The sequence below is a fragment of the Micromonospora sp. CA-249363 genome, from assembly GCF_050950185.1.
Taxonomy (GTDB): domain Bacteria; phylum Actinomycetota; class Actinomycetes; order Mycobacteriales; family Micromonosporaceae; genus Micromonospora.
Map to the genome: position 1 here is coordinate 515,158 of NZ_CP192020.1, position 25,336 is coordinate 540,493.

Consider the following 25,336-nt stretch of genomic DNA (forward strand, 5'->3'; position numbering starts at 1 on the left):
TGGGCCGGTCGCGCCCCTCGGACGTACGGCCGGTCCGTGGTCGCCGGGTACGTTTCTCGACATGCCCGCACTGACCGTCGGATTCGACCTCGACATGACCCTGGTGGACTCCCGCCCCGGCATCGCCGCGGCCTACCGGGCGCTGACCGCGCGGACGGGCGTTCCGGTGGACGCCGACCTGGCGGTGTCCCGCCTCGGCCCGCCACTGCGCACCGAGATCGCCCACTGGTTCCCGCCGGAGCAGGTCGAATCGGCCGTCCTGATTTACCGCGAGCTGTACCCGGCGTACGCGATCACCCCGACGGTCCCGATGCCCGGCGCCCGGGAGGCCATCGACGCGATCCGGGCCCGGGGCGGGAGGGTGTTGGTCGTCACCTCCAAGATCGCCCGGTTGGCCCGGTTGCACCTGGACCATCTCGGCCTGGTGGTGGACGAGCTGGCCGGTGATCTGTTCGCCGAGCAGAAGGCGACCGCCCTGCGGGAGCACGGCGCGACCCACTACATCGGTGATCATGTGGCGGACATGGTGGCGGCGGGGGTCGCCGGGGTGCCCGGAATCGCCGTGGCGACCGGCCCGTGCTCCCCGGATGAGCTGCGCGCGGCGGGGGCGAGCGTCGTGCTGGACGATCTCACCGGATTCCCAGCGGCGCTGGACGGCATGATCCAGCTAGCCTTGGAGCAGTAGCGGCTCAAGTGAAGCAGGGGTTTTCAGGTGCCTACGGGTCGAGTGAAGTGGTACGACACGGCCAAGGGATACGGCTTCGTCACCAGCGACGAGGGCGGTGACGTGTTCCTGCCCAAGGGCGCGTTGCCGGCGGGCGTCACCGACCTCAAGGGTGGTCAGCGGGTCGACTTCAGCGTGGTGGACAGCCGTCGAGGCGCGCAGGCCATGGGCGTCAAGCTGCTGGACGCGCCGCCGTCGATGGCCGAGCTGCGTCGCCGGCCGGCCGAGGAGTTGCACGGCCTCGTCGAAGACATGATCAAGGTGCTGGAGGCGAAGGTCCAGCCGGACCTGCGCCGGGGCCGGTACCCGGACAAGAAGACCGCGCAGAAGATCGCTCAGCTGGTCCACGCGGTCGCGCGCGAGCTGGAGGTCTGAGGTACCAGCCCGGCGGTGGCGGCGCGGTCGAGGAGCGCCGTCACCGCGGCGAAGCCGGCCTCGCCCAGGTCGGCCGTGAAATCGTTGACGTAGAGACCGATGTGCCGGTCCACCACGTCGAGCTCCATCTCCTGCGCGTGTGCGAGGACGTACTCCCGGCTGACCGTCGGGTCCGCCCAGGCCTGCCGGACCGACTCGCGGATCCAGCCGGCCGCGGCCTCCGGGTCGACGGCGCCGCGACGGGCCAGGATCGCGCCGAGGGGAATGGGCAGGCCCGTGTCGGCCTCCCACCACTCGCCGAGGTCGACGAGCGCGGTCAGGCCGTGCCGGTGGTACGTGAACCGGGCCTCGTGGATGACCAGCCCGGCGTCGTAGCGGCCGGCCGCGACGCCCGGCATGATTTCGTGGAACGGCACCACCTCGATCCGGGCCGGCGGCCGTCCGGCCGACCAGAGCCGGAACAGCAGGTACGCCGTGGTCCGGTCGCCCGGCACCGCCACCGTGGCGCCGGTCAGGTCGGCGCGGTCCGGGTCGCCGTCGTGGTCGCCCCGGGTGAGCACCAGCGGCCCGCACCCGCGACCGAGCGCGCCACCGCAGGGCAGCAGGTGGTAGTCGTCGAGCAGCCAGGGCAGCGCCGCGTAGCTCACCTTCACCAGGTCGAACGCACCCCGCTCGGCCGCCGTGTTGGTGACGTCCACGTCGGCGTACGTCACCTCGACCGGCGGCGCGCCGGGCACCCGCCCGTGCACCAGAGCGTCGAACACGAACGTGTCGTTGGGGCAGGGCGAGATAGCCAGGGAGAGCGCCACGCCCCTCACGTTAGCCCCGTCTCCACCCCGTGGCCTGTGCCCACCCCGCCCACTGTGATCCGCGACGTCCCGGGCCGAAGTCCCGGACCGACGTGCAGGGCCGACGTCCCGGGCCGGGTCCGCGCGGTCCTCGTTGGGGGCCGATGTCCACTTCGGCGGCGGCCGGGGAGGCCGGCGGGCCGACCGGGCACCTACTCCGGACATCCTTTGGAGCTGATGTCGTGAACGAATCGCCTGAGTTGACCTCGCAACCGGACCCGGGGTGGGTGGCTGGCTGGGTGGGGTCGCTGGCGGGCTGGGTTGGCTGGCTGGGGTCGCTGGCGGGGGTGGGTGGCTGGCTGGGTGGGGTCGCTGGCGGGGCTGGGTTGGCTGGCTGGGGTCGCTGGCGGGGGTGGGTGGCTGGCTGGGTGGGGTCGCTGGCGGGGCTGGGTTGGCTGGGTGGGGTCGCTGGCTGGCTGGGGTCGCTGGTTGGCCGGGCGGCCGAGTGGGTGGCTGATTCAGCGTCGATGTCGCAGACGATTCAGCTCCAAAGGACTCGCGCACAGCTCGTCGTCCACCGCCCGAGGGGGTTTTCCACAGGGTTGTCCACAGCCGCCGGCAGGGTGTTGATAGCTCGCCACGCACTCGGGACTATCGGCTGGTGACCGATGCAAGTGACCCTGCCGGAGCCGCGGTCGACGTCGACGGCATCGACGGAGCGGCGAATCTGGGCCGCGCCCTTCGTGCCCTGCGGCGTCGGGCCGACCTGAGTCAGCGGCAGCTCGCCGAGAGGTCGGGAGTACCCCAGCCGACGCTGGCGCGGATCGAGTCCGGGCGGGCGCTCGACCCCCGGTTCCGGACGGTGGAGCGCCTCGTTCGAGCGGCGGGCGGAGAGGTGGCCCTCGGCATACCCGGGGCGGAGCTCATCGAGCCGGCGTCGGTGCCACACGACGACATGCGGGACGAGGCGGGACGTCGGTACCCGGCGCATCTGGACGTGTGGCCGGTCCACGAGCCCCGAGACTGGCCCGGCGCGTGGTGGGCGGAGTGGTATCGGTTGCCGCCCAAACGGTGTCCACTGCCGCTGCCGCCGGCCGCGTACGAGCTGAACCGTCGTTACCGCGACAACCGTCGGCGGGGCGCCGAGGTTCAACGGACGGTCCAGGTTCGGCGGATCGTCGGCGGCGATGTGCCAGCCACCTGCTGGCGCTACGTGGCAGAGCTTCCCGATCACACCCTGGTCGGCGAGCTGCGCGCGCACGAACGGAGCCCGCAGCTTGAGTACGGAGAGCGGCACTCCGGCATGCCGGAGCGGGAGGTGGTGCTCGACGGCGTTCTCGTCGAGGCGCGACATCGGCGGTTGGGGCTCGGGCGTCGCCTGGTTACCACGCTGCTGGCCGATATGCGGGCGGTGGGGATCGACGACGCTGTCGCGGTGGCCGAGGGCTTCGGCATCGATCTGCTGCTGGCGTGCGGTTTCGAGATCGAGGCCCGCCGGCCGTTCGCACTCCGTCTGAGTCCCCCGCAGCGGCCTGCCCGCTGACCTTGCCCGGAGGAGCGCAGCGTCGCAGCCCGGAAGGCCGGTCAGCCCAGCGCCGGAGCGGCCTTCGTCAGGGCGGTGAGGGCCTCGCGCAGCCGCCAGGCGTCGCGGTCGCGCGGGCCGATCGGGTTGGAGATGGTGCGCAGCTCGGCGAAGGGCACTCCGGCCTGTGCGGCGGCGACGGCTACCCCGTACCCCTCCATGGCCTCGGCCACCGCCTCCGGATGCCGCCGGCGTAGCTCCTCGGTGCCGGCGGCGGTGCCCGTGACGGTGCTCACCGTGAGCACCGGCCCGATCGTGGCCGTGGGCAGGGCGGCCCGCAGCGTGGCCAGCAAGGTTGGGTCCGCTGGGACGACACTGCCTCCGCCGAGCAGCGCGGGCGGCATGCCCAACTCCTCGATGCCGAGAAAGCCGTCCGGTGAGTCGGCGCCCAGGTCGGCGGCGATGCTCGCGGTGGCGAGCACGGTGTCGCCCACGGCTGCGCGCCCGGTGAAGCCGCCGGCCACGCCGGCGCTGACCACCGCACGGTACGGGCGACCGGCCGCCTCGGCCAGGGCCAGCAGGCGTGCGGTGGCGGCCCCTGCGACGGCCGGGCCCACCCCGACCGGGGCGATCGCGACAGCCTCGGCGGTCAGTCCGGCGCGGACCGCGTCCGCCTCGGCCGGAACCGCGGTCACCACCAGCAGACCGGTCACGAGAGCGAGCCGGGGGACTCGCGGCGGGTGTCGTCGTCCGCGCCCCCGCCCGGGCCGCCGACCGACGACGAGGGCCGGTAGATGTGGTAGCCCGGCGGGGCCAGCCCCGCCTCGTCGTGCCGCCGCGAGGTGGCCTGAGGTGGCGCCGGCGAGGTGGGCGCGACGTTCTCGGGCTCGACGTTCGCGGGCTCGACCGTCGGTTCGTCCTCGGTCAGCTCGTCGTCACCCAGCGGCCGGCCGACCAGCTTCTCGGCGCGTAGCCGAGCGGCAACCAGCACTCCCCGGACGGCCGCCACGATGCCCACCCCGGCGGCGACCGCGATGCCGGTCCGGCCGGCGAACGGCACCAGCCCGAGCCCGCCGCCGGCGACGAAGGCGAGCATGAGCACCGTCTCTGAGTGGGCGAAGGAGCTGGCACGCAGCCGCTCCGGGATGCGCTCCTGGATCGAGGCGTCCACGGCGAGTTTGGCCACCCCGCTCACCAACGCGGTGACCAGGCAGAGCAGGGCCACCATCAGCAGCGAGAACTGGATGACGGCGAGCACCGCCACCCCCGCCACGATGATCATGCTGCTGGACTGGATGGCGGTCGGCCGATGGATGCGCAACCGGGTGCCGACGGCGGTCGCCAGGAAGCTGCCCACGGCCAGGGCGCCGCCGACCAACCCCAGCGCCCACTCCGCGCCCAGGTCACGCCCGAACACGTCGGTGGTCAGATCGCCCTTCTTGATGGCGAAGGCGAGGAAGAGCAGCAGGAAGCCGTACACGGCACGCAGCGTCGCGGCGCCGATCAGGGTGGCGATCACCAGCCGCCCGGCGGGCCGGCCCCGGCCCAGCGGCCGGTCCTTCCGGCGGCTCAGGGCGCGCAGCGCGCGGGGGACGCGCTCGGGTGGCTCCGAGTCCGCCTTCGGGGGCAGCCGCAGCGAGATCACCATGCCGATCAGGAAGATCACCGACGCGACGCGCAGCGGCCACTGCGGCCCGAACCAGAAGGCGGCCAGCCCGATCGGGGCCACGAGCGCGCCCGCCACCGTGCCGTACACGCTGGCCCGGGCACCGACCTGGGAGAGGCCCAGCCCTTCCGGCAACAGGCGCGGTACCGCCGCCGAGCGGGCCACGCCGTAGGCGCGCGACAGGGCGAGCACACCGAACGCGGCCGGATAGAGCCCGAAGCCGTGGATGTAGTCGGAGATCAGCCAGGCCAGGAACGCCCGCCCGAGCATGGTGGCGGCCAGCGCGTACCGCCGGCCGTGCCGGAAGTGGTCCAGCAGCGGCCCCACCACGGGTGCGAGCATCGCGAACGGGACCATGGTCACCAGCAGGTAGAGCGCGACCTTGCTGCGGGCCTCGCCCAGCGGCACGTTGAAGAAGATCGTCCCGGCCAGGCCGATGGCGATCAGGGTGTCGCCGGCACAGGAGACGGCGTGCAGATCGAACAGCCGGACCATGCCGACCTCGCCGCCGGCGCCCCGCGCCCGGGCGTGACCGGCCCGGCGGGTCACCCAGCGGCCGCTGCCCACCGAACCACGCAGGAGCAGACGGATGGCCCGAATGCCGGTGCCGACGGTCCGCCCGAGGAGGGATCGCCCGGAGTGGGAGTACGGCGGCATGTGCACCATCCTCGCCCATCCGACCCAGGTGTGCCGCATCAGTCGCGGCGAAAGGTTCCCCGGGAGTCCCTGTCACCCCTGCGGGGAGCATGGGGAACAATGGTCAGGTGACCAGGCCCGCCTCCGCCCGTGCCGCCCGTCTCGACCAGGTCTGCGCCGCCGCCGTCGAGGTGGCCCGCGCCGGCATCACCGAGGTGGACGCCGACGACGTCGGCGACCACCTGCAGGTCGTGTCCGAGGGTGAACGCCTCGTCACCCACTACTTCGAGTGCCGCCTCGCCGGCTACCGCGGTTGGCGGTGGGCGGTCACCGTCACCCGCGTTCCGCGCAGCCGTACGGTGACCATCTGCGAGACGGTGCTGCTGCCCGGCCCGGACGCGCTGCTCGCGCCCGGCTGGCTGCCCTGGCAGGAACGGCTCAAGCCCGGTGACCTCGGCCCGGGTGACCTGCTGCCGACCGCTCCGGAGGACGAGCGGCTGGCCCCCGGCTACCTGCTCTCCGACGACCCGGCGGTCGAGGAGACGGCCTGGGAGCTGGGTCTCGGCCGGGCCCGGGTGCTCTCCCGGGAGGGTCGGACCGACGCGGCGCAGCGCTGGTACGACGGTGACCACGGCCCGGACGCGGCCATCTCCACCGCTGCCCCGGCCGCCGCCCGCTGCGGCACGTGCGGCTTCTACCTGCCGTTGGCCGGGGCGATGCGGCAGGCGTTCGGCGCGTGCGGCAACTTCTACGCACCCGACGACGGCCGGGTGGTCAGCGCCGACCATGGCTGCGGCGCGCACTCCGAGACGCTGATCGAGGCCGCCGAGACCGCGGTCGAGGATCTTCCGACCGTGTACGACGACAGCGCGGTGGAGGCCATGTCGGTCAGCCGTGCGCCGGGTTCGGTCGAGGCGGGGGAGCCGGCGGAGCCGTACGGGCACCCCTGAGCCGGGCTCCGGCGTGGGCCGGTGCGCTCAGCTCGCCCGGCGACGACGTCGGTTGGCGTCGTGACGCAGCATGACGGCGAGGCCGGGAAAGCCCCACAGGAAACCGGCCAGGCAGGTCCAGAGCCAGTTCTCGTGGTGGTGCTCGGTCAGCCAGCCGCGAAAGAACACCAGTAGCACCAGTCCGACGACCGCCCACGCGATCAGGCCGGCGACGGCGAACGGCACCATCGGCGGGTCCAGCGGCGCGGGCCGCGGTGGCTGGTCGTTCGGCATCGGGCAAGCGTACGCGATCCACCTTCCCTGGCCGCCAACGATCTGGGACGATGCGCGCGTCAACCGGAAGATCACCTGTGAGGTCCTCATGGCAGTAGCGCCGCCCGAGAACGACACACCTCCCAACCCCGCTCAACCGCGTAACGGCTTCGACCGGTTCTTCGAGATCTCCGCCCGCGGCTCAACGTTGAGCCGTGAGGTACGCGGCGGTCTTGCGACCTTCTTCACGATGGCGTACATCGTCGTTCTCAACCCGCTGATCCTCGGCGGCGCGGTCGACGGTGACAACAAGACTCTCCCGATTCCGGCACTGGCCGCCGCGACCGCGCTGGTCGCGGGCCTGATGACCATCCTGATGGGCGTCGTCGGCCGGTTCCCGCTGGCGCTCGCCGCCGGTCTGGGCGTCAACGCCCTGGTGGCGTACGAGATCGCTCCAGAGATGACCTGGGCCGACGCGATGGGCCTCGTGGTGATCGAAGGTGTGATCATCGCGGTACTGGTGCTGACCGGTCTGCGTACCGCGGTGTTCCGGTCGGTGCCCACGCAGATGAAGACGGCCATCGGCGTCGGCATCGGCCTGTTCCTGACCATCATCGGCCTGGTGGACGCCGGCTTCGTCCGGCGGCTCCCGGACGCCGCCAACACCACCGTCCCGGTCGGCCTGGGTGTCGGTGGCAAGCTGGTGAGCTGGCCGCTGCTGGTCTTCGTGGTGGGCCTGCTGCTCACGCTGGTGCTGGTGGTGCGCCGGGTCCGGGGCGCGATCCTGATCGGCATCCTCGCGTCCACCGTGTTGGCGGTGATCGTGGAGGCGATCGGCAACATCGGCCCGTCGTTCGTCGACGGCAAGCCCAACCCGAAGGGCTGGGCGCTGAACGTGCCGGAGCTGCCGAAGACGGTGGTCGACGTGCCGGACCTGTCGCTGCTCGGCAAGTTCAACGTGCTCGACTCGTGGGGTCGGGCCGGCTGGGTCGTCGTCCTGATGTTCATCTTCACGCTGCTCATCACGGACTTCTTCGACACGATGGGCACGATGGTCGCGGTCGGCCAGGAGGGTGGCCTTCTCGACGAGAAGGGGACCCCGCCGAGGGCCAAGGAGATCCTGCTGGTCGACTCGATCGCCGCGGCGGCCGGCGGTGCGGCCAGCACGTCGAGCAACACGTCGTACATCGAGAGCGCCGCAGGTGTCGCGGAGGGTGCCCGGACCGGCGTGGCCAACCTGGTCACCGGCGCCCTCTTCCTGCTGGCGATGTTCCTCGCGCCGCTGGTGGTGATCGTGCCGTTCGAGGCGGCCTCCACGGCGCTGGTGGTGGTCGGTTTCCTGATGATGACCGCGGTACGGACGATCGACTGGTCGGACTACGAAATCGCCATTCCCGCGTTCCTCACCATCGTGCTGATGCCGTTCACCTACTCGATCTCGAACGGCATCGGCGCCGGTCTGATCACCTTCGTGGTGGTCAAACTGGCCCGGGGCAAGGCCCGGGAGGTCCACCCGCTGCTGTACGGGGTGGCCGCCCTCTTCGTGCTGTACTTCCTGCGTGGGCCCATCGAGTCGTTGGTGCTCTGATCGGCGTCGTCCGGGCGGGGGTCGAGCGTGATTCCCCGCCCGGAACAGCCCAAACATCCCCGTGAGCCTGGTCATAACGGATGTCGTTAGCCAGGCTCATTAGTTAAGCTAACTAACGTGACGGAGCGGACGGTGACGGCGGAACGCGTGCCACCGGCGCAGCTGGCTCCCCAGTTGCGAGATGCGATCACCCGACTCAACCGGCGGGTCCGACAGGCCCGGCCGGTCGGCGACCTCACGGTCACCCAGGTCTCCGCGCTCACCAGCCTGCGGCTGGCGGGCGCGATGACACCCCGGGAACTGGCCGAGATCGAACGGGTGCAGCCGCCGACGATGACCAAGATCGTCGCGAAGTTGGAGGACCGTGGCCTCGTGCGGCGGACCCCCCACCCGACCGACGGCCGGCAGGTCATCCTCGCGGCGACCGAAGGAGGGCAGGCCGTGCTCGACCAGTTCGAGCGGGCCCGCGACGAATGGCTGGCCCACCGGCTGGCCGCGCTCGACGAGGACGAACGGGCGACCCTGCACAGGGCCGCCGAGATTCTCCAGCAGCTCGCTCGCGCCTGAGCTCGTGCCCGCGCCACCGGGCCCGTGCCGTCACCTGACGATGACGCGTACGTCCTTGAGGAGGCGCACCGAGAGTGCAGGCCAAGCTGAGCACGATGTTCCAGTCCCTACAGGTCCGTAACTACCGCCTTTTCGCATCCGGGCAGCTGATCAAACTGATCGGCGTCTGGATGATGTTCATCGCCCAGGACTGGCTCGTCCTCGAGCTCTCCGACAACTCGGCCACCGCGCTCGGCGTGGTCACCGCCTGTCAGTTCACGCCGGTGCTGCTGCTCACCCTGTTCTCCGGCCGGCTCGCCGACCGGTACGACAAGCGGATCCTGCTGTTCGCCGCCAACGCCTTCTGGACCGTGCTGGCGCTCGGCATGTCGCTGCTGGTCCTCACCGACCTGGTGCGACTCTGGCACGTCTTCGCGTTCGCGGCGCTGCTCGGTGTGGCCAACGCCGTGGAGACCCCGGTCCGCCAGGCGTTCGTCTCCGAACTGGTCGGCACACCGCTGCTGCCCAACGCGCTGTCGCTGAACGCCGCCGTGTTCAACTCCGCCCGGATCGTCGGCCCGGCGGTCGCCGGTCTGGCGATCGCCGCCTTCGACGTGGGCCCGGTCTTCCTGTTCACCGCCGTCAGCTCGATCGCGCCCCTGGTGAACGTCGTCCGGATGCGGACCGCCGACCTGCACCGCGACGCGCTCCCACCGCGCGACGAGCGGGCGTCCGCCAAGGTCGTCGACGGGCTGCGGTACGTGTGGCGGCGGCCGGACCTGCTGCTGCCGATGGCGGTGATGTCGGTGATCGGCATGTCGCTGTTCAACTTCCAGCTCACCCTGGCCGCGCTGGCCAAGACGGTGTTCAACACCGGTGCCGCCTCGTTCGGCCTGTTCAGCACCGCCCTCGCCGTGGGCGCGCTGGGCGGCGCGCTCAGCGGCACCGGCCGGCGTAGCCGCCCGTCGGTGTGGCTGGTGCTCGGCGCCGCGATCGGCTGTGCGAGCTTCGGCACCCTGGTCGGCTTCGCGTCGACGTACTGGCTGGTCGTGGCGCTGCTGGTGCCCACCGGCTTCTTCATGGTCTTCTTCGCGCAGGCCGCCAACCAGCGTGTCCAGCTCGGCGTGGACGCCGCGTTCCGGGGACGGGTGATGGCCCTGTGGGTGTTGGTGTTCCTGGGTACCAACCCGGTCGGCGCACCGCTGATCGGCTGGGTGGCCGAGCACTTCGGCGCCGGCGCGAGCATCTGGATGGGCGGGCTGATCTCGCTGGCCACCGCGCTGATCGCGCTCACCTGGCAACTGCGCCGCTCCGGTGCGCGACTGCGCTTCCGGGTGCTGCCCATGCCCCGCTTCTACGTCACCTCCACCGACTGCTGACCCGCGCGCTCGGGCCCCCGCCGATCCGGGTCGGGGGCCGGGCGCGAGTCCCGATCGACGGATAGCGCGGATGCGGCCAAATCGCTGGCGAGGTGGCACGACGGGGCTTAGCGTCGATATGTGGGAGTCGGACGCGCGCTGATGCTGGCCCTGGCGTTCCTCGCCGTGGCCAGCATCCCGGCGGTGTTCGCCCTGCTCTTCTGCTACGACGAGATTGTCGACCGGGTGGTCTGCGGCTGGTCCGAGTGGCGTGAGCGCCGGCGGGAGCAACGCACGATCGCCCGCCTCGACCGAGCCATCGAAGCCGACGCGCTGACCCGGGACATCGACCTCAGCGAGTTCGACCGCACCGACCGTCGTCCCCTGGAACAGCTCGCGGCCGACCTGCGCCGACTCGGCGGTCAGCGGCTCGGCGGCACCGGCCGGCCGATGGTCTGGCACGGTGCGGTGGTGCAGGCGTACGACGACCGGCTCCGGCTGGCCTGTCGCGCTCTCGGGATCACCGAGCACCTGGCCGAGCTGGCCGGCGTCGACCAGGAGATCGAGCGGGTACGTGTCGAGGGCGTGCTGCACGCCGCGGGCCTGGCCCTGCCGGCCGCCCGAGCCGGGCACCGGCAACGGCACCGCTGAACGGCCCTGAATGCGGCTCTTCGTCGCGGTCTGTCCGTCCGCCGAGGCGGTCAGCCATCTCGGCGCGCAGATCGTGCGGCTGCGCGTCGGCGCGGCGGCGGCCGCTGGTGCCCAGGTGCGGCTCGCCGACCCGGCGGACCTGCACCTCACCCTGGCGTTCCTCGGTGACGTCGAGGCCGGCCGGCTGGTCGACGTGGAGAGTGCGCTCGGGCTCGCCGCTGAACATTTCCGAGACGGTCGGTCCGCCGCGCCCCGGCTGAGCCTCGGCGGTGGTGGTCTGTTCGGCCAGGGACGGCGCACGGTGCTCTGGGTGGACGTGCGCGGCGACGTCGAGGCGCTGCACGAGTTGGGCCGGCTCGTCCGGGAGCGGCTACACGAGGCCGGACTGCCGTACGACGAGAAGCCGTTCCGTCCGCACCTGACCGTCGCCCGCCCCGGCGACCGGATGGAGCTGGCTGATGTCGAGGCCGACGTGGTGACCCTGGACGACTACGCGGGCCCGGAGTGGCCGGCGACCGAGCTGCTGCTGGTGCGTAGCCACCTCGGGGCCGGACGCCCGCGTTACGAGCGGCTTGCCGCCTGGCCGCTCTGATTCGTCGAGCCGCCTCCAGCCGGAGGCGTGATCCACTCCGGATCGCCGATGTCGGGGTATCAAGCGCAGGGGATAGCGCGACATCGGCGATCTCGGGACTGGACCGCGGTGGACGCGGAGCGTCAGGAGGACTCGCGGGCGGCCGGGCCGCTGCCGAAGAGCACATCGTCCCAGCTCGGCAGGCGCTTGCGCGGCTTGCCGCCGGCCTCGGCGGTCTCGCCGCCGGCTGCCGCCGCGGCCGTACCGGTCCGCCGGGGCCGCAGCACCGCCAGCGACGGCACGGCCGGGACCTCCTTGGGCGCGTCCGAGTCGTCGTCGAAGGCCGACCCCTGGCCGCCGCCGAGCAGGGCGGCAGCGCCGCCACCGACCGGCCGCTGCCGGGGCGCGTCCGATCCGCCAAGAGCAGCGGGGGTACGCGGTTCGAGCCCACGCCCCGACGAGGCCCCGAGTGGACGGTCCAGCGAGGCGAGCAGGGCGTCCCGGCCGGCCCGGATCGGATCGCGGCCCGGGCGCGGGTGCTCGGACGCCGCCGGCAGCCCGTGCCCACCCCGACTCGGCTCACCACGCGACGGACCGGGCAGGCCGTGCCCGCTCCGCTCCGGCGCCGGCTCCTGGCCGAGGATCGGCGTGGGCCGCTCGGCGCACAAATATTGCGCCATGTCGTCGTGCGGGGTGACCGCCTGCCGGGTCTTGTCGAGATCCCAGATGGCCTGGGCGGTGGCCTTGCCCGACGGCCAGGTGGCGATGATCCGCCAGGTGCCGTCGTCGCGCCGGTACGCGTCCCAGGAGATCTTTTCGGTGTCGATGCCGTGCTGGCTCAGTCGACCGTTGACCACCTCGGCGAGCGGGGTGGGCTTCTCCGCGCCCTTGAGCCGGGTGCGACGGGCGTGCTGGGCGAGCATGGCCCGCTCCTGGAGCACCGGCCCGGCGTAGCGCAGAACCCGGTCGACCGGCACCCCGGCGATCCGGGCGACGTCCTCGGCCGACTCACCGGAACGGATGCGGGCCTGGATGTCCCGAGGGGACAGGGAGGGAACGGGGTCGACGGCGGCCGGTGCCACCGCGAGCGGCGGCGCGCCGGGCTCCGCGTGCAGCGCACCCGCGATCCGCTCGTCGATGGGCAGGGCGAGCAGCCGCCCGACCTCGTCGGCGAGAACCAGAGCATGGCCGTCCTCGGAGAGGGCGACGAAGCGTACTGGGCGCATAACGTTGCCTCCGTCCCGCTTCGCTGGCCGCACGCCACGAGTCGGCCACCCAGGCGTCTCGGACCACCGTACGCGCATCTGTCTCAGGGTGGGGGAAGCGACACCCCGCATGTCGTGACTGAGCTGCGGCAATGATCACGGTGGGTGTCCATCGAGGCGTCGACGGACACCCACCGTGACGAAGCTCAGAGGCGCTCGACCACGTAGTCGATGGACGCGGTCAGCGCCTCGACATCGGCCGGCTCGACGGCCGGGAACAGCGCCACCCGCAACTGGTTGCGGCCGAGCTTGCGGTACGGCTCGGTGTCGACGATGCCGTTGGCGCGCAGCGCCTTGGCGATCGCGGTGGCGTCCACACCGTCGGCGAAGTCGATGGTCGCGACCACGTTGGACCGCAGGGACGGGTCGGTGACGAACGGAGTGGCCACCGTGGACCGCTCGGCCCAGCCGTACACCGTGGCGGCGCTCTCCGCCGTCCGCTTCGCCGCCCAGGCCAGGCCGCCCTGCGCGTTCATCCAGTCGGTCTGCTCGGCGGCCAGGAAGATGGTGGCCAGCGCCGGGGTGTTGTACGTCTGCTCGAGCCGCGAGTTGTCGATCGCGGTCACCAGGTCCAGGAAGGCCGGGATGTACCGGCCGGACGCCTTGATCTCGGCAGCCCGGTCCAGCGCGGCCGGCGACATCAGGGCCAGCCAGAGGCCTCCGTCGGAGCCGAAGCACTTCTGCGGCGCGAAGTAGTAGACGTCGGTCTCGCCGACGTTGACCTCCAGGCCCCCCGCGCCGGAGGTGGCGTCGACCAGCAGCAGCGACCCCTCGTCGGCGTCGGCCACCCGGCTGATCGGCACGGCCACGCCGGTCGAGGTCTCGTTCTGCGGCGTCGCGTACACGTCCACGCCGGCCTCGGCGACCAGGCTCGGCGCGCTGCCGGCGGCGGCCTTGCGGACGGTGGGCTCGCCCAGGAACGGCGCGTCGGCGACCGACTTGGCGAACTTAGCGCCGAACTCGCCGAAGCTGGCGAACTGGGCCCGGTCGCGCACGAGGCCGAAGGTGGCGACCTCCCAGAATGCCGTGGTGCCGCCGTTGCCGATCACGACCTCGTAGCCCTCAGGCAGGGAGAAGAACTCGGCGATGCCGGAGCGCAGCCGGGCCACCTGGTCGCGGACCGTCTTCTGCCGGTGCGACGTACCCAGGTAGCTGGTCGCCACCTCGGCCAGCGCGGACACGGCCGCCGGACGGACCTTGGACGGGCCGCAGCCGAAACGGCCGTCGGCGGGCTTGATCTCGTCGGGAATCCGGATGATCGGTGCGTCAGCCACGGTTCTGAAGATCCTTCCGCAAGGGCGAGGGCGGGCCCGGCGACACTGCCGGCCCTCATCCTCGCACCCTGGGTCGGCGGCGACGGCCGGGGTCCCGACGGGCGGTCTGAGTCCTTCGCCACACCGCCGCGCCGGGGAGGGCTACCACGCACAAGGGCCCCGGTCCGACGTCGTACGTCGGACCGGGGCCCCGGTGAGCAGCTCAGACGCCGTGCGGGACGGCGCCCCAGCCCTCGACGTCGGACGGCTTGCGGGTCTCCGGACCCACGTAACGGGCGGACGGCCGGACCAGCCGTTGGAGGCGCTTCTGCTCCAGGATGTGCGCGCTCCAGCCGCCCATCCGCGCGCAGGTGAACATCGACGTGAACATGTGCGCCGGCACCTCGGCGAAGTCCAGCACCACGGCCGACCAGAACTCGACGTTCGTGGCGAGCACCCGGTCCGGACGGCGGGCCTGAAGCTCGGCGAGCGCCGCCTTCTCCAGCGCCTCGGCGATCTCGAACCGAGGCGCGCCCAGCTCCTTGGCCGTGCGCCGGAGCACCCGGGCGCGCGGGTCCTCGGCACGGTAGACGCGGTGGCCGAAGCCCATCAGCCGCTCGCCGCGGTCGAGGACGCCCTTGACATACCCCTCGGCGTCGCCGCTGCGCTCCACCGCCTCCAGCATGGTGAGCACGCGTGACGGCGCGCCGCCGTGCAGCGGGCCGGAGAGGGCGCCGATGCCCGACGAGATGCAGGCCGCCGCGTCGGCGCCGGTGGAGGCGACGATGCGCGCGGTGAAGGTCGAGGCGTTCAGGCCGTGCTCGGCGGCCGAGATGAAGTACGCGTCGACGGCCTTGACGTGCCGCGGGTCCGGCTCGCCCCGCCAGCGCTTCATGAACCGCTCGACGATGGTCTGCGCCTTGTCGATCTCCTTCTGCGGCACCGCCGGCAGGCCGAGACCGCGAGCGGACTGGGCGACGAAGGAGAGCGCGGTGACCGACACGCGGGCCAGGTCCTCGCGGGCCTGCTCGTCGGAGATGTCCAGCAGTTGGCTGAGACCCCAGTACGGAGCCAGCATGGCGACCGCCGACTGCACGTCGACCCGGATGTCGCCGGAGTGCACCGGCACCGGGAACGGCTCCGCCGGCGGCAGGCCCGGCCCGAACCGACCGTCGACCAGGAGCGCCCAGACGTTGCCGAACGAGACCTGGCCGATCAGATCCTCGATGTCGACCCCGCGATAGCGCAGCGCGCCACCCTCGCGGTCTGGTTCGGCGATCTCGGTCTCGAAGGCGACGACGCCCTCCAGACCGGGTTTGAAGTCGGCCATGTCGCTCTCCTGGATCTGGTCGGTACGCCCGATCAGCTGATCCGGCCCGGTCGGCCGAGCGCCTTAGGCGACCCTCAGGGATGTGTTCGGAACATCTTGCCTGCTGTGTAACCGGATACGCGACCCAGTGCGACTGTGCTGCACGCGACATCTCAGGGCGCGCATTCTCCGCGCCGGTCGGTGAGACTGGGCGAAGCGGTCTGGCCAGCGCGGGAGGGCGCCGGTCGGCGCGCCGAGAAGGAGTGGGGACGTGACGGGCGACACACCGACCCCGGCCGCGATGCGTAACGAGTACGCCGCGGACCTGGGCCTGACCGAGGCTGACCTGGCCGCCGACTGGTACACCCAGTTCGACAGGTGGTTCGCCGACGCGGTGGCTCACGGGCTGCCCGAACCCAACGCCATGGTGGTGGGCACGGCCGACGCCGCCGGCCGGCCGAGTGGGCGGACGGTGCTGCTCAAGGGGTACGACCCGGACGGCTTCGTCTTCTTCACCAACCACCTGTCCCGCAAGGGCGTCGAGGCGGCGGGCAACCCGTACGCCAGCCTGGTCTTTCCGTGGTTTCCGATGCAGCGGCAGGTGGTGGTCTCCGGGTCGATCGCCCCGGTCGAGCCGGCGGTGACCGAGTCGTACTTCGCCAGCCGGCCGCGCGGTTCGCAGGTGGGCGCGTGGGCCAGCCCGCAGTCGTCCGTGGTGCCGGACCGGGCCACGCTCGAGGAGCGCTACCGGGAGGTGGCCGAGCGGTACGCCGACGACAGCGACATCCCACCGCCGCCGCACTGGGGCGGGCTGCGCGTCCGGCCGGACTCGGTGGAGTTCTGGCAGGGCCGGGCCGGCCGGCTGCACGACCGCCTGCGCTTCCGTCGCGTCGACGAGAGCGACTGGATCGTCGAGCGGCTGGCGCCGTGACCGGTGTGCAGGAGGCCCGGCCGCGCGGAGCGCGCCGCTGGGCGATCGACGTCCGCCCGCTGCGCGTTCCGGCGTACCGGCGGTTGTGGCTCGGCAACACCGTCGCGATGTTCGGCTTCCAGTTCACCGCCGTCGCGGTGCCGGTGGAGATGTACGCCCTCACCCGGGACTCGTTCTGGGTCGGCCTGCTGGGCGTGGCCGCCTTCGTACCCCTGCTGATCTTCGGGCTCTGGGGTGGCGCGGTCGCCGACGCTCGCGACCGCCGTGCCGTGCTGCTCGGCGGCTCATTGTTGCTCTGGGCATCCACCCTCGGCCTGCTGGTGCAGGCGCTGCTGAACGTGGGCAGCCCGGTGCTGCTGCTGGTGTTGATGGCCGTGCAGTCGGTGGCGTTCGCGATCACCTCGCCGGCCCGCAGCGCAATGCTGCCCCGGCTGGTCCCCGACGACCTCGTCCCGGCCGCCACCACCCTGAACTACACGACCTTCACGGCCGCGTCGGTCGCCGGCCCGCTCGCCGCCGGCCTCATCCTCTCCACCTCGTCGGACACCCGGGTGGCGCTGCCCATCGCGTACGGGCTGGACGCGGTGCTGTTCACGGCGATGCTCTGGGCGGCGCTGCGCCTGCCGTCGCTGCCGCCCGAGCCGAGCGCCGACGGTCAGGTCCGCCGTGCCGGCCTGGCCAGCGTGATCGACGGCTTCCGCTACCTGGCCACCACACCCGTCCTGCTGCTCTCCTTCGGCGTGGACCTGATCGCGATGATCCTGGCCATGCCGAGGGCCCTGTTCCCGGAGATCGCCAACGAGCGGTTCGGTGGGGGCGGCTCGGTCGGCCTGCTCTACAGCGCCATCGCGATCGGTTCGATGATCGGCGGGCTGACCTCCGGCTGGATCGGTCGGCTGCGCCGGCAGGGCGTCGGCCTGGTCGTCGCGGTGGTCGGCTGGGGCCTCGCGATCGCCGCGGCCGGGTTGGCGCACCAGCTCTGGCTGATGGTCCTGCTGCTCGCCGTGGCCGGCGCCGCCGACCTGGTCAGTGCCGTGCTCCGCCAGTCCATGCTGCTGGTGTACGCGCCGGACCGCATGCGCGGCCGACTCCAGGGCGTCAACACGGTGGTGGTGGCCGGTGGGCCGCGCCTCGGTGACCTGCGGGCCGGCACCATGGCGGCCGGGTTCGGCGGCGGAGTGGCCTGGGTCGCCGGCGGACTCGCCTCGGCCGTGCTCGTGGTGGTGCTCGCGGTCGCCTTCCCGGCGCTGCTGCGCTACCGGGCCACGACGGCGTCGAGCGGCGACCGGCCGTGACCGGTTAGGGTCGCCGGCATGGAAAGCCCCGACCAGCGCCCCTTCTCCGGCGCACAGTGGACCATCGCCGCCGCGGGCCACGAGGCCGTCATCGTCGAGGTGGGCGGCGGGCTGCGGACGTACCGGCACGACGGCGTCGACCTGGTCGACGGGTACGGCGTCGACGAGGTCTGCCCGGGCTGCGCCGGCCAGGTGCTCGCTCCCTGGCCGAACCGGATCCGGGACGGGCGCTACGCGTACGGCGACCGGACGCACCAGCTCGCGCTGACCGAGCCGGGGCGGCACGTCGCCATCCACGGGCTGGTCAACTGGGTGCCGTGGCGGCTGTTGGAGCAGTCCACGGACGCGGTGACCCTCGGCTACGACCTGCCGCCGCAGCCCGGCTACGAGTGGCCGCTGCGGCTGGTCAGCCGGTGGAGCGTGAGCGCGGAGGGCCTGCGGGCCGAGCACGAGGTGACAAACGTCGGCACCGAGGTGGCTCCGTTCGGTTTCTCGGTGCACCCGTACCTGCAACTGCCGGGCGTCGCCGTGGACGACCTGGTCATGCGGCTGCCGGCGCGTACCCGGATCATGGTGGACGGCCGGTTGCTCCCGGTCGGCGCGACGCCGGTCGCCGGCACCGAGTACGACTGGACCAGCCCGCGCCGGATCGGCGACGCCGAGCTGGACCTGTGCTTCGGCGAGGTCGTCCGCGACGCCGACGGCGGCTCTTCGGTGAGCCTGGCGGCCCCGGACTCCTCGTCCGGGGTGAGCATCTGGGCGGACGCGGAGTTCGGCTGGTGGCAGGTCTTCACCGGCGACGCGCTCACCGGCGAGCGACACCGTCGGTCGGTGGCGATCGAGCCGATGACCTGCCCGCCGGACGCGTTCCGGTCGGGCAGGGACGTGCTCGCGCTCAAGCCCGGCACGACCTGGCGGGGTGCCTGGGGCATCCGTCCCGGGGCCTGATGGAGTTCGCCGAGGTCGTCCGCCGCCGACGGATGGTCCGCAACTACGACCCGGACCGTCCGGTCCCGCCCGACGTGGTGGACCGGCTGCTCGACCACGCCGTACGCGCCCCGTCGGCCGGCTTCGCCCAGGGCTGGGGCTTCCTGGTGCTCGAGGAGGAGGCCGACCGGGAGCGGTTCTGGGCGGCCACCACGCCGGAGGGCGGGGGCCGGGAGCGCTGGCTCGCGGGGATGCGCCGCGCGCCGCTCATCGTGGTGCCGCACGCCAACGAGTCGGCGTACCTGACGCGGTACGCGGAGCCCGACAAGGGCTGGACCGACCGGTCGAAGGACCGCTGGCCGGTGCCCTACTGGTACGTCGACACCGGCTTCGCCGCGCTGCTCATGCTGCTGACCGCCGTGGACGAGGGGCTGGGCGCGTGTTTCTTCGGAATCCCGCCCCAGCGGCTCGCCGCGTACCGGGAGAGCTTCGGCGTGCCGGAGGAGTACCAGCCCATCGGTGCCGTCACAATCGGTTACCGAGCAGCGGACCATCGGTCACCATCGTTGCGTCGTGGTCGTCGCGGGATGGATGAAGTTGTGCGGCGCGGCCGGTGGAGCTGAGTGCGGCGTCCCGTTCGTCGGGTTGAGGATCGGACGAGCGATGGCGAAACTGACATCAGGGAGCAGAACGCCGCGTGCACGGGGCCGCTAGGCTGGCACGGTCATCGGTGCCGCGCCGCGCGGTGTCCGCCGCGGCCCGGCTCGGCGCCGTCGGTCCGTCCGGTCTCGGGGAGGGGAGCGTGCCGTCGTGATCTTCAGAGCGGTCCGGGACGGGCGTCCCTACCCGGAGCACAACCTGACGCTCAAGCAGTGGGCGGAGATTCCGCCCCGTCCGCTGCGTCTGGATCAGTTGATCACCACCAAGCGCGAGTTGGCGCTCGACAAGCTCCTCGCCGAGGACTCGACCTTCTACGGCGACCTCTTCCCGCACGTCGTGCAGTGGAGCGGTGGCCTCTACCTGGAGGACGGGTTGCACCGCGCGCTGCGCGCCGCCCTGCAACAGCGCAACCAGATCCACGCCCGGGTGCTGGTGCTCTCCGAGCCCATCGACTGAGCATCGAGTGAGCGGCGCGGCCTGAGGCTGTGGCGCGGCCTGAGACTGGGGCGTGGCCTGAGACTGGGGCGTGGCCTGAGACTGGGGCGCGGCCTGAGGCTTCATTAAGGTGACGGCATGACTGCCCTCGATCTGCTCGACCTGGACCCGTCGCTCACCGAGGAGGAGCGGCAGATCCGCGATGTCGTCCGCCGACTCGTCGACGACCGGGTCCGCCCGCACGTCGCCGACTGGTACGAGGAGGGCCGCGTGCCGGCCCGCGAGCTGGCCCGGGAATTCGGCAAGCTCGGGCTGCTCGGCATGCACCTGAGCGGGTACGGCTGCGCGGGCGCGTCCGCCGTCGCGTACGGGCTGGCCTGCCAGGAGCTGGAGGCCGCCGACTCCGGCGTCCGCTCGCTGGTCTCGGTGCAGGGCTCGCTGGCGATGTACGCCATCTGGCGCTTCGGCAGCGAGGAGCAGAAGCAGCGCTGGCTGCCCCCGATGGCGACCGGCGAGGCGATCGGCTGCTTCGGCCTCACCGAGCCCGACCACGGCTCCGACCCGGCGTCCATGGCCACCCGGGCCCGCCGCGACGGCGACGACTGGGTGCTCACCGGCGGCAAGATGTGGATCACCAACGCGCCGATCGCCGACGTGGCCGTGATCTGGGCGCGTACCGACGACGGGGTGCGCGGTTTCGCCGTACCCATGGACACGCCCGGAGTCACGGCGCGCGAGATCCGCCGCAAGATGTCGCTGCGCGCATCGCTGACCGGCGAGATCGTGCTCGACGACGTCCGGCTTCCCGCCGACGCCCAACTGCCCGAGGCCGTCGGGCTCAAGGCGCCGCTGAGCTGCCTGACCGAGGCCCGCCACGGCATCGTCTGGGGTGCCGTCGGCGCGGCGCGCGACTGCCTGGAAACCACCCTGGCGTACGCCACGACGCGCACCCAGTTCGGTCGACCGCTCGCCGGGTTCCAGCTCACCCAGGCCAAGCTCGCCGACATGGCCGTCGAGCTGGTGAAGGCGCAACTGCTCGCGCTGCACCTCGGCCGGCTGGCCGACGCGGGCCGGCTCCGCCCCGAGCAGGTGAGCGTGGGCAAGCTGAACAACGTGCGGGAGGCCCTGGCCATCGCCCGGCAGTGCCGCACCATCCTCGGCGCCAACGGTGTCTCCGGCGAGTACCCGGTGCTGCGGCACGCGAACAACCTGGAGAGCGTGCTGACGTACGAGGGCACGTCGGAGATCCACCAACTGATCATCGGTCAGCGGCTCACCGGGCTCTCCGCCTTCGCCTGACCTGCCCGTTTACGCATTCCGGCCGCTCGCCGCGCGGCTGTCGTACGGGGGCCGTACCGTCATTGACAGACGACGTGTCTGACGAGGACGGTGAGTGTGATGGCTCGCGACGCTGACATCAACGAGCCCACGAGGGAGTTCCCCGGTTACCCGACCGGCGACGACCTCAGGGAGCGCTCGGCCGCGACACCCGACGCGACTCCGGACGGGTCGGGTGGCACCGATGGTCCTGGAGTTGGCGGAGGCGCGGGTGGGGGTGCGGCCCGCGGGCTGCTCCTGCTGCTCGGCGCCGCCGCCCTGGCCGTGGTGGTGCTGCTCGGCGTGCAGGCGACCGGCTTCCTGCCGGACTTCCGTAACCCGTTCGCCAAGGAGCAGACCGACCGCAGCCAGCCGCCGCTGCTGAAGTCGATCCAGGATCTGAGCCGCTACGTGGCGGCCGAGGGCAACTTCCAGGTCGTGGTCGACACCCAGAACGACCGGCGCAACGTCCCGGACTTCCTGCTCAACGAGCGCACGCTGTTCGTCGGGGCCGGCAGCGTCGAGGCGTACGTCGACTTCACCAAGATCGGTGAGGGCGCCATCGTGCAGTCCGCCGACGGCAAGTCCGTCGAGATCAAGTTGCCCGCCCCGCAGCTCGGCGAGACCAACCTCGACATGGAGAAGAGTTACGTCTTCGCCGAGCAGCGTGGCCTGCTCAACCGACTCGGTGACCTGGTCGGCAACGACCCCAACCGGCAGCAGCAGATCTACCAGCTGGCCGAGGAGCGGATCACCGCCGCCGCCCGGGACAGCGGTCTCTCCGCCCGTGCCGAGGCGAACACCCGCAAGATGCTGGAGGGGCTGCTGCGCTCGCTGGGCTACCAGCAGGTCACCGTCACCTACACGGCCCCCTGACCCCGGCGCCTCGGCGCTCTGACCGTGCGACAGCGCCCGCCCCGACCATCGTCGGGACGGGCGCTGCCCCGTAGGCCGACGGCCCTGTCTGCCGGCGTTGCCGACGGCCCTGTCTGCCGCGCCTGACCGGCTGCCGGGCTGCCGTGTCTGCCGGCGCTGCCCCGTCTGCCTGGGCTGCCCTGTCTGCCTGGGCTGCGTCTGCCTGGGCTGCCCCGTCTGCCTACGCTGCCTTGTGTGCAGCACTGCCGCGTCCACTGGCCTGCCGCGTGGCTGAACGGGATGATCCACTCCACATCGGCGATGTCGGGGTATCACCGCGTCCGGAAAGCGCCGCATCGGCGATGTGGAGTGGATCAACGGCAGGGGTGGGCGATGCCGGACGAGTTGACTGCCAAGATCTGCACAACTTCGGGGATCCTGCTGCCTCCGGCGCTCGGGAGGCAGCAGTATCCCCGATGTTGTGACCGGCTGCGGCCGGCCTGCGCCGGGGCCGGCGGGGGTGGGGTCAGTGGCCGGTGGAGGCCAGGTAGCGGTCCTCGTTGGGCATCAGGATCCAGAGGATCAGGTAGACGACCACCTGGGTGCCGGGCAGCAGCAGGGACAGCAGGAACAGCAGCCGGACCATCCCGGCGGACATGCCGAACCGCTGACCGAGGCCGGCGCAGACACCGGCGAGCATGCGCCCCTGGCGGGGTCGAACCAGTTTGCGACTCATCGTCGTACTCCCACTCTGCGGCGGTACGCCGCGTCTGCAATCCACGGTAGAAAGGGGCGGCCGCCCTGCCCTCGGTCCCGAGGAGGATCGGCGACCCGTGGACCCGTAGGTGCATTACCCGGGCCAACCCTCCCCAACTCCTCCCACACCGCCCACCACGCTCCGCGATCTTGCACTTTCTGTGGTCACATAAGGTGCATCCCACTCATCTCGTCAACAGAAACTGCAAGATCGGCGCGAGCCTCGGGGCGCGCGGGCCTGGGCGGGGCTCGGGGCGCGCGGGCCTGGGCGGGGCTCGGGTAAGGGGTGAGCAGGGCGGGTAGGCTCGCGGGTCGGGCACCCACACCCCGGGTGACCGGCGGCCATCCGACCGGGCGGCCACGAGCGGGGCCGCCGACCGGTGGCCACGACCGGGCGACACCCCGTACCGCGGGAGACGCCGAGGAAGCGCAGCCATGATCAGTGTTTTCGACCTCTTCAGCGTCGGCATCGGGCCGTCCAGCTCGCACACGGTGGGGCCGATGCGGGCGGCGCGTACGTTCGTCGCCGGGCTCAAGGCCGACGGGCTGCTCGCCGACACCGCGCGGGTGCAGGCGGAGCTGTTCGGGTCGCTGGGCGCCACCGGGCACGGGCACGGCAGCGGGCCGGCGGTGCTGCTGGGGCTGGCCGGCGAGTCCCCGGAGACGGTCGACACCGATACCGTCGGTCCTCGCGTCGAGCGCATCCGTGCCGAGCGGCGGATCAGCCTGCTCGGCGCGCACGAGGTCGACTTCGACCCCGATCGGGACCTGACGCTGCACCGCCGCCGGTCGTTGCCGTACCACCCGAACGGGATGACGTTCGCGGCCTTCGACGCCGCCGGGGAGCAGGTCAGGGCGCGCACCTACTACTCGGTGGGCGGCGGTTTCGTGGTGGACGAGGCGGCGGCGGGCGCGGACCGGATCAAGCCGGACAGCACCCGCGTGCGGTACCCGTTCCTGACCGGTGCGCAGCTTCTCGACGTCACCACCGCCACCGGACTGTCGATCAGCGAGGTGATGCTGGCCAACGAGCGCTCGTGGCGCAGCGAGGCGGAGATCCGGGCGGGCCTGCTGGAGATCTGGCGGGTGATGCGGGAGTGCGTGCAGCGGGGTTGCGAGCGGGACGGCGTACTCCCGGGGGGTTTGAAGGTCCGGCGGCGCGCGGCGGAGCTGCGGCGCGGCCTGGAGGCGGACGCGGGGACGACCGACCCGTTGCACGCCATGGACTGGGTGACGCTGTTCGCCCTGGCGGTGAACGAGGAGAACGCGGCCGGGGGTCGGGTGGTGACCGCGCCGACGAACGGCGCGGCGGGGATCATCCCGGCGGTGCTGCACTACTACAGCCGGTTCGTCGAGGGCGCCGACGACGACGGCGTGGTGCGGTTCCTGCTGGCAGCGGGCGCGATCGGGGTGCTGTTCAAGGAGAACGCGTCGATCTCCGGCGCGGAGGTCGGCTGCCAGGGTGAGGTCGGCTCGGCGTGTTCGATGGCGGCGGCGGGGCTGGCCGAGGCGCTCGGCGGCACCCCGGAGCAGGTGGAGAACGCGGCCGAGATCGGAATGGAGCACAACCTCGGGTTGACCTGTGACCCGGTGGGTGGCCTGGTGCAGATCCCCTGCATCGAGCGCAACGCCGTGGCTAGCATCAAGGCGATCACGGCCGCCCGGCTGGCGCTGCGCGGCGACGGTGTGCACAAGGTGTCGCTGGACAAGGTCATCAAGACCATGCGGGAGACGGGCGCCGACATGAAGGTCAAGTACAAGGAGACGGCGCGTGGCGGTCTGGCCGTCAACGTGATCGAGTGCTGAAGCCGGTCGATTCGGGGCATTCGTTCACCGACTGCTAACCTGGCGTCCGTTTGCAGGAGGCGGGAGGCGGCGGTGACCTCTGGCGTCGCGGCCCTGTGGTCGCACCGCAACTCGCTGCGCATCCTGGTCCGGCGGGACCTGGCGGTGAAGTACCAGCAGTCGGTGCTGGGCTACTTCTGGTCGCTGATCGAGCCGCTCGGCATGGGCGCGATCTACTGGTTCGTCTTCGGGGTGCTCTACTCCCGCGACACCGGTCGGCACCTCGGCGAGGCGGCCGGGTCGTACCCGCTGTTCCTGATCACCGGCATCTTCGCCTGGATGTGGACCAGCTCGGCGCTGAGCGAGGCGACCAACGCGTTGACCGGCCAGTCCCGGCTGATCACCACGATGAACGTGCCCCGGCAGGTCTTCCCGATCGGCCGGGTCAGCGGGCGGTTCGCCGAGTACGCGGCCGGCCTGCCGATCCTGGCCGCCATTGCGGTGATCTACGCGGCGCACGGGCGGATCCACCCCGGCTGGTCGCTGCTCGCCCTGCCGCTGGCGGTGGCCGTGCAGGCCGTGCTGTTGATCGGGTTGGCCCTGTTGCTGTCGGCCTGGAACGTGCTGATGCGCGACGTGGAACGGCTGATGCGGCTGATCATCCGGGTGCTCTTCTACGCCACGCCGATCATCTATCCGCTCAGCCTGGTCCGGGAGTCCGGCCTGCCGCACTGGTTGAAGGTGGTGTACGAGCTGAACCCGCTGGTCGGGATCTTCCAGCTCCACCACGCGATCTGGTACCCGGACGAGTTCCCGGACGCCCGGCTGCTCGCCACGACGATCGTCGGCAGCCTGCTGGTGCTGGCCGCCGGCTGGTGGTCGTTCCGCCGGTTGGAGCCCGCCGTGCTCAAGGAGCTGTGA

Annotated in this window: 26 protein-coding genes; 18 read left to right on the top strand and 8 right to left on the bottom strand. The window is 72.0% G+C overall.

Annotation, left to right across the window (positions count from 1 at the left end; genetic code table 11):
• The first annotated feature begins 61 nt into the window (after positions 1-61).
• Together ACQPZK_RS02460 and ACQPZK_RS02465 are read left to right on the top strand one after the other, a co-directional pair.
• Entirely contained in the window at positions 62-685 is a 624-nt protein-coding gene (locus ACQPZK_RS02460) for an HAD family hydrolase (RefSeq protein WP_433536728.1), read from the top strand.
• Between the two features lie 27 nt (positions 686-712).
• On the top strand, positions 713-1,099 hold the full coding sequence (locus ACQPZK_RS02465; protein ID WP_088986676.1) for a cold-shock protein: 387 nt from the start codon (positions 713-715) through the stop codon (positions 1,097-1,099).
• On the opposite strand, the gene ACQPZK_RS02470 is transcribed toward ACQPZK_RS02465, so the two are convergent.
• Entirely contained in the window at positions 1,060-1,908 is an 849-nt protein-coding gene (locus tag ACQPZK_RS02470; protein ID WP_433536729.1) for a 1,4-dihydroxy-6-naphthoate synthase, read from the bottom strand. The two genes, ACQPZK_RS02465 and ACQPZK_RS02470, sit on opposite strands and share 40 nt — an antisense overlap.
• 640 nt (positions 1,909-2,548) lie before the next feature.
• On the opposite strand from ACQPZK_RS02470, the gene ACQPZK_RS02475 reads away from it, so the two are divergent.
• On the top strand, positions 2,549-3,430 hold the full coding sequence (locus tag ACQPZK_RS02475) for a helix-turn-helix domain-containing protein (RefSeq protein ID WP_433536730.1): 882 nt from the start codon (positions 2,549-2,551) through the stop codon (positions 3,428-3,430).
• A 41-nt stretch (positions 3,431-3,471) separates the two neighbouring features.
• Here the strand turns inward: ACQPZK_RS02475 and ACQPZK_RS02480 are convergent, their stop codons facing one another.
• Positions 3,472-4,122: a futalosine hydrolase gene (locus ACQPZK_RS02480; protein ID WP_433536731.1), complete on the bottom strand. Its 651-nt coding sequence runs from the start codon at positions 4,120-4,122 to the stop codon at positions 3,472-3,474.
• Positions 4,119-5,732 (bottom strand): MFS transporter, encoded by a 1,614-nt coding sequence (locus ACQPZK_RS02485; RefSeq protein ID WP_433536732.1) that lies wholly within the window; start codon positions 5,730-5,732, stop codon positions 4,119-4,121. Before ACQPZK_RS02485 ends, ACQPZK_RS02480 begins: the two co-directional genes overlap by 4 nt.
• Before the next feature lie 89 nt (positions 5,733-5,821).
• Here ACQPZK_RS02485 and ACQPZK_RS02490 point away from each other — a divergent pair, with 89 nt between their 5' ends.
• A complete protein-coding gene (locus tag ACQPZK_RS02490) occupies positions 5,822-6,661 on the top strand; it encodes a DUF3027 domain-containing protein (protein WP_433536733.1) in 840 nt (279 codons plus the stop codon).
• Positions 6,662-6,688: 27 nt separating this feature from the next.
• Here the strand turns inward: ACQPZK_RS02490 and ACQPZK_RS02495 are convergent, their stop codons facing one another.
• Entirely contained in the window at positions 6,689-6,934 is a 246-nt protein-coding gene (locus ACQPZK_RS02495; RefSeq protein WP_433536734.1) for a DUF2530 domain-containing protein, read from the bottom strand.
• Positions 6,935-7,022: 88 nt separating this feature from the next.
• On the opposite strand from ACQPZK_RS02495, the gene ACQPZK_RS02500 reads away from it, so the two are divergent.
• From ACQPZK_RS02500 to thpR, 5 genes are all read left to right on the top strand, one after another.
• Complete coding sequence (locus tag ACQPZK_RS02500; protein WP_433536735.1) at positions 7,023-8,501, top strand: NCS2 family permease; 1,479 nt, start codon at positions 7,023-7,025, stop codon at positions 8,499-8,501.
• Between the two features lie 117 nt (positions 8,502-8,618).
• Positions 8,619-9,068 (top strand): MarR family winged helix-turn-helix transcriptional regulator, encoded by a 450-nt coding sequence (locus tag ACQPZK_RS02505; RefSeq protein ID WP_433536736.1) that lies wholly within the window; start codon positions 8,619-8,621, stop codon positions 9,066-9,068.
• Between the two features lie 74 nt (positions 9,069-9,142).
• On the top strand, positions 9,143-10,426 hold the full coding sequence (locus ACQPZK_RS02510) for an MFS transporter (protein ID WP_433536737.1): 1,284 nt from the start codon (positions 9,143-9,145) through the stop codon (positions 10,424-10,426).
• 120 nt (positions 10,427-10,546) lie between these two features.
• Positions 10,547-11,056, top strand: coding sequence for a hypothetical protein (locus tag ACQPZK_RS02515; protein ID WP_433536738.1), 510 nt, complete (start codon positions 10,547-10,549; stop codon positions 11,054-11,056).
• A gap of 10 nt (positions 11,057-11,066) precedes the next feature.
• On the top strand, positions 11,067-11,648 hold the full coding sequence (gene thpR / locus ACQPZK_RS02520; protein ID WP_433536739.1) for an RNA 2',3'-cyclic phosphodiesterase: 582 nt from the start codon (positions 11,067-11,069) through the stop codon (positions 11,646-11,648).
• Between the two features lie 122 nt (positions 11,649-11,770).
• Here thpR and sepH read toward each other — a convergent pair whose 3' ends face one another.
• The 3 genes from sepH to ACQPZK_RS02535 all read right to left on the bottom strand — a co-directional run bounded on the left by sepH (position 11,771) and on the right by ACQPZK_RS02535 (position 15,475).
• Positions 11,771-12,853 carry a septation protein SepH gene (sepH, locus tag ACQPZK_RS02525; RefSeq protein ID WP_433536740.1) on the bottom strand — a complete coding sequence of 361 codons (1,083 nt, stop codon included), beginning with the start codon at positions 12,851-12,853 and terminating at the stop codon, positions 11,771-11,773.
• A 185-nt stretch (positions 12,854-13,038) separates the two neighbouring features.
• A complete protein-coding gene (gene serC, locus ACQPZK_RS02530; RefSeq protein ID WP_433536741.1) occupies positions 13,039-14,166 on the bottom strand; it encodes a phosphoserine transaminase in 1,128 nt (375 codons plus the stop codon).
• A 202-nt stretch (positions 14,167-14,368) separates the two neighbouring features.
• The gene (locus ACQPZK_RS02535) at positions 14,369-15,475 is read right to left on the bottom strand and encodes a citrate synthase 2 (protein WP_357123927.1); all 1,107 of its coding nucleotides are present in this window, start codon (positions 15,473-15,475) and stop codon (positions 14,369-14,371) included.
• Between the two features lie 280 nt (positions 15,476-15,755).
• Between ACQPZK_RS02535 and pdxH the strand changes: the two genes are divergently transcribed.
• From pdxH to ACQPZK_RS02570, 7 genes are all read left to right on the top strand, one after another.
• Positions 15,756-16,385, top strand: coding sequence for a pyridoxamine 5'-phosphate oxidase (gene pdxH, locus ACQPZK_RS02540; RefSeq protein WP_433539089.1), 630 nt, complete (start codon positions 15,756-15,758; stop codon positions 16,383-16,385).
• Positions 16,382-17,680 (top strand): MFS transporter, encoded by a 1,299-nt coding sequence (locus ACQPZK_RS02545; protein WP_433536742.1) that lies wholly within the window; start codon positions 16,382-16,384, stop codon positions 17,678-17,680. Before pdxH ends, ACQPZK_RS02545 begins: the two co-directional genes overlap by 4 nt.
• An 18-nt stretch (positions 17,681-17,698) precedes the next feature.
• Positions 17,699-18,628: an aldose 1-epimerase family protein gene (locus tag ACQPZK_RS02550; RefSeq protein ID WP_433536743.1), complete on the top strand. Its 930-nt coding sequence runs from the start codon at positions 17,699-17,701 to the stop codon at positions 18,626-18,628.
• The gene (locus tag ACQPZK_RS02555) at positions 18,628-19,230 is read left to right on the top strand and encodes a nitroreductase family protein (RefSeq protein ID WP_433536744.1); all 603 of its coding nucleotides are present in this window, start codon (positions 18,628-18,630) and stop codon (positions 19,228-19,230) included. The genes ACQPZK_RS02550 and ACQPZK_RS02555 overlap by 1 nt, the downstream gene beginning before the upstream one ends.
• 187 nt (positions 19,231-19,417) lie before the next feature.
• Positions 19,418-19,723, top strand: a complete 306-nt coding sequence (locus ACQPZK_RS02560; protein WP_433536745.1) for a type II toxin-antitoxin system VapB family antitoxin — start codon at positions 19,418-19,420, stop codon at positions 19,721-19,723.
• Positions 19,724-19,840: 117 nt separating this feature from the next.
• Complete coding sequence (locus tag ACQPZK_RS02565; protein WP_433536746.1) at positions 19,841-21,001, top strand: acyl-CoA dehydrogenase family protein; 1,161 nt, start codon at positions 19,841-19,843, stop codon at positions 20,999-21,001.
• A gap of 99 nt (positions 21,002-21,100) precedes the next feature.
• Positions 21,101-21,895: a DUF4230 domain-containing protein gene (locus ACQPZK_RS02570; RefSeq protein WP_433536747.1), complete on the top strand. Its 795-nt coding sequence runs from the start codon at positions 21,101-21,103 to the stop codon at positions 21,893-21,895.
• A 505-nt stretch (positions 21,896-22,400) separates the two neighbouring features.
• On the opposite strand, the gene ACQPZK_RS02575 is transcribed toward ACQPZK_RS02570, so the two are convergent.
• Positions 22,401-22,610 (bottom strand): PspC domain-containing protein, encoded by a 210-nt coding sequence (locus tag ACQPZK_RS02575; protein ID WP_355049178.1) that lies wholly within the window; start codon positions 22,608-22,610, stop codon positions 22,401-22,403.
• Positions 22,611-23,065: 455 nt separating this feature from the next.
• On the opposite strand from ACQPZK_RS02575, the gene ACQPZK_RS02580 reads away from it, so the two are divergent.
• Positions 23,066-24,436, top strand: coding sequence for an L-serine ammonia-lyase (locus tag ACQPZK_RS02580; protein WP_433536748.1), 1,371 nt, complete (start codon positions 23,066-23,068; stop codon positions 24,434-24,436).
• A gap of 72 nt (positions 24,437-24,508) precedes the next feature.
• Complete coding sequence (locus ACQPZK_RS02585; protein WP_355049176.1) at positions 24,509-25,336, top strand: ABC transporter permease; 828 nt, start codon at positions 24,509-24,511, stop codon at positions 25,334-25,336.

Bases quoted from the DNA above. Each gene is read 5' to 3' on its own strand.
- ACQPZK_RS02460 (WP_433536728.1), top strand. From the start codon at position 62: ATGCCCGCACTGACCGTCGGATTCGACCTCGACATGACCCTGGTGGAC.
- ACQPZK_RS02485 (WP_433536732.1), bottom strand. From the start codon at position 5,732: ATGCCGCCGTACTCCCACTCCGGGCGATCCCTCCTCGGGCGGACCGTC.
- ACQPZK_RS02490 (WP_433536733.1), top strand. From the start codon at position 5,822: ATGGGGAACAATGGTCAGGTGACCAGGCCCGCCTCCGCCCGTGCCGCC.
- ACQPZK_RS02495 (WP_433536734.1), bottom strand. From the start codon at position 6,934: ATGCCGAACGACCAGCCACCGCGGCCCGCGCCGCTGGACCCGCCGATG.
- ACQPZK_RS02500 (WP_433536735.1), top strand. From the start codon at position 7,023: ATGGCAGTAGCGCCGCCCGAGAACGACACACCTCCCAACCCCGCTCAA.
- thpR (WP_433536739.1), top strand. From the start codon at position 11,067: ATGCGGCTCTTCGTCGCGGTCTGTCCGTCCGCCGAGGCGGTCAGCCAT.
- sepH (WP_433536740.1), bottom strand. From the start codon at position 12,853: ATGCGCCCAGTACGCTTCGTCGCCCTCTCCGAGGACGGCCATGCTCTG.
- ACQPZK_RS02535 (WP_357123927.1), bottom strand. From the start codon at position 15,475: ATGGCCGACTTCAAACCCGGTCTGGAGGGCGTCGTCGCCTTCGAGACC.
- pdxH (WP_433539089.1), top strand. From the start codon at position 15,756: ATGCGTAACGAGTACGCCGCGGACCTGGGCCTGACCGAGGCTGACCTG.
- ACQPZK_RS02550 (WP_433536743.1), top strand. From the start codon at position 17,699: ATGGAAAGCCCCGACCAGCGCCCCTTCTCCGGCGCACAGTGGACCATC.
- ACQPZK_RS02555 (WP_433536744.1), top strand. From the start codon at position 18,628: ATGGAGTTCGCCGAGGTCGTCCGCCGCCGACGGATGGTCCGCAACTAC.
- ACQPZK_RS02565 (WP_433536746.1), top strand. From the start codon at position 19,841: ATGACTGCCCTCGATCTGCTCGACCTGGACCCGTCGCTCACCGAGGAG.
- ACQPZK_RS02570 (WP_433536747.1), top strand. From the start codon at position 21,101: ATGGCTCGCGACGCTGACATCAACGAGCCCACGAGGGAGTTCCCCGGT.
- ACQPZK_RS02575 (WP_355049178.1), bottom strand. From the start codon at position 22,610: ATGAGTCGCAAACTGGTTCGACCCCGCCAGGGGCGCATGCTCGCCGGT.
- ACQPZK_RS02580 (WP_433536748.1), top strand. From the start codon at position 23,066: ATGATCAGTGTTTTCGACCTCTTCAGCGTCGGCATCGGGCCGTCCAGC.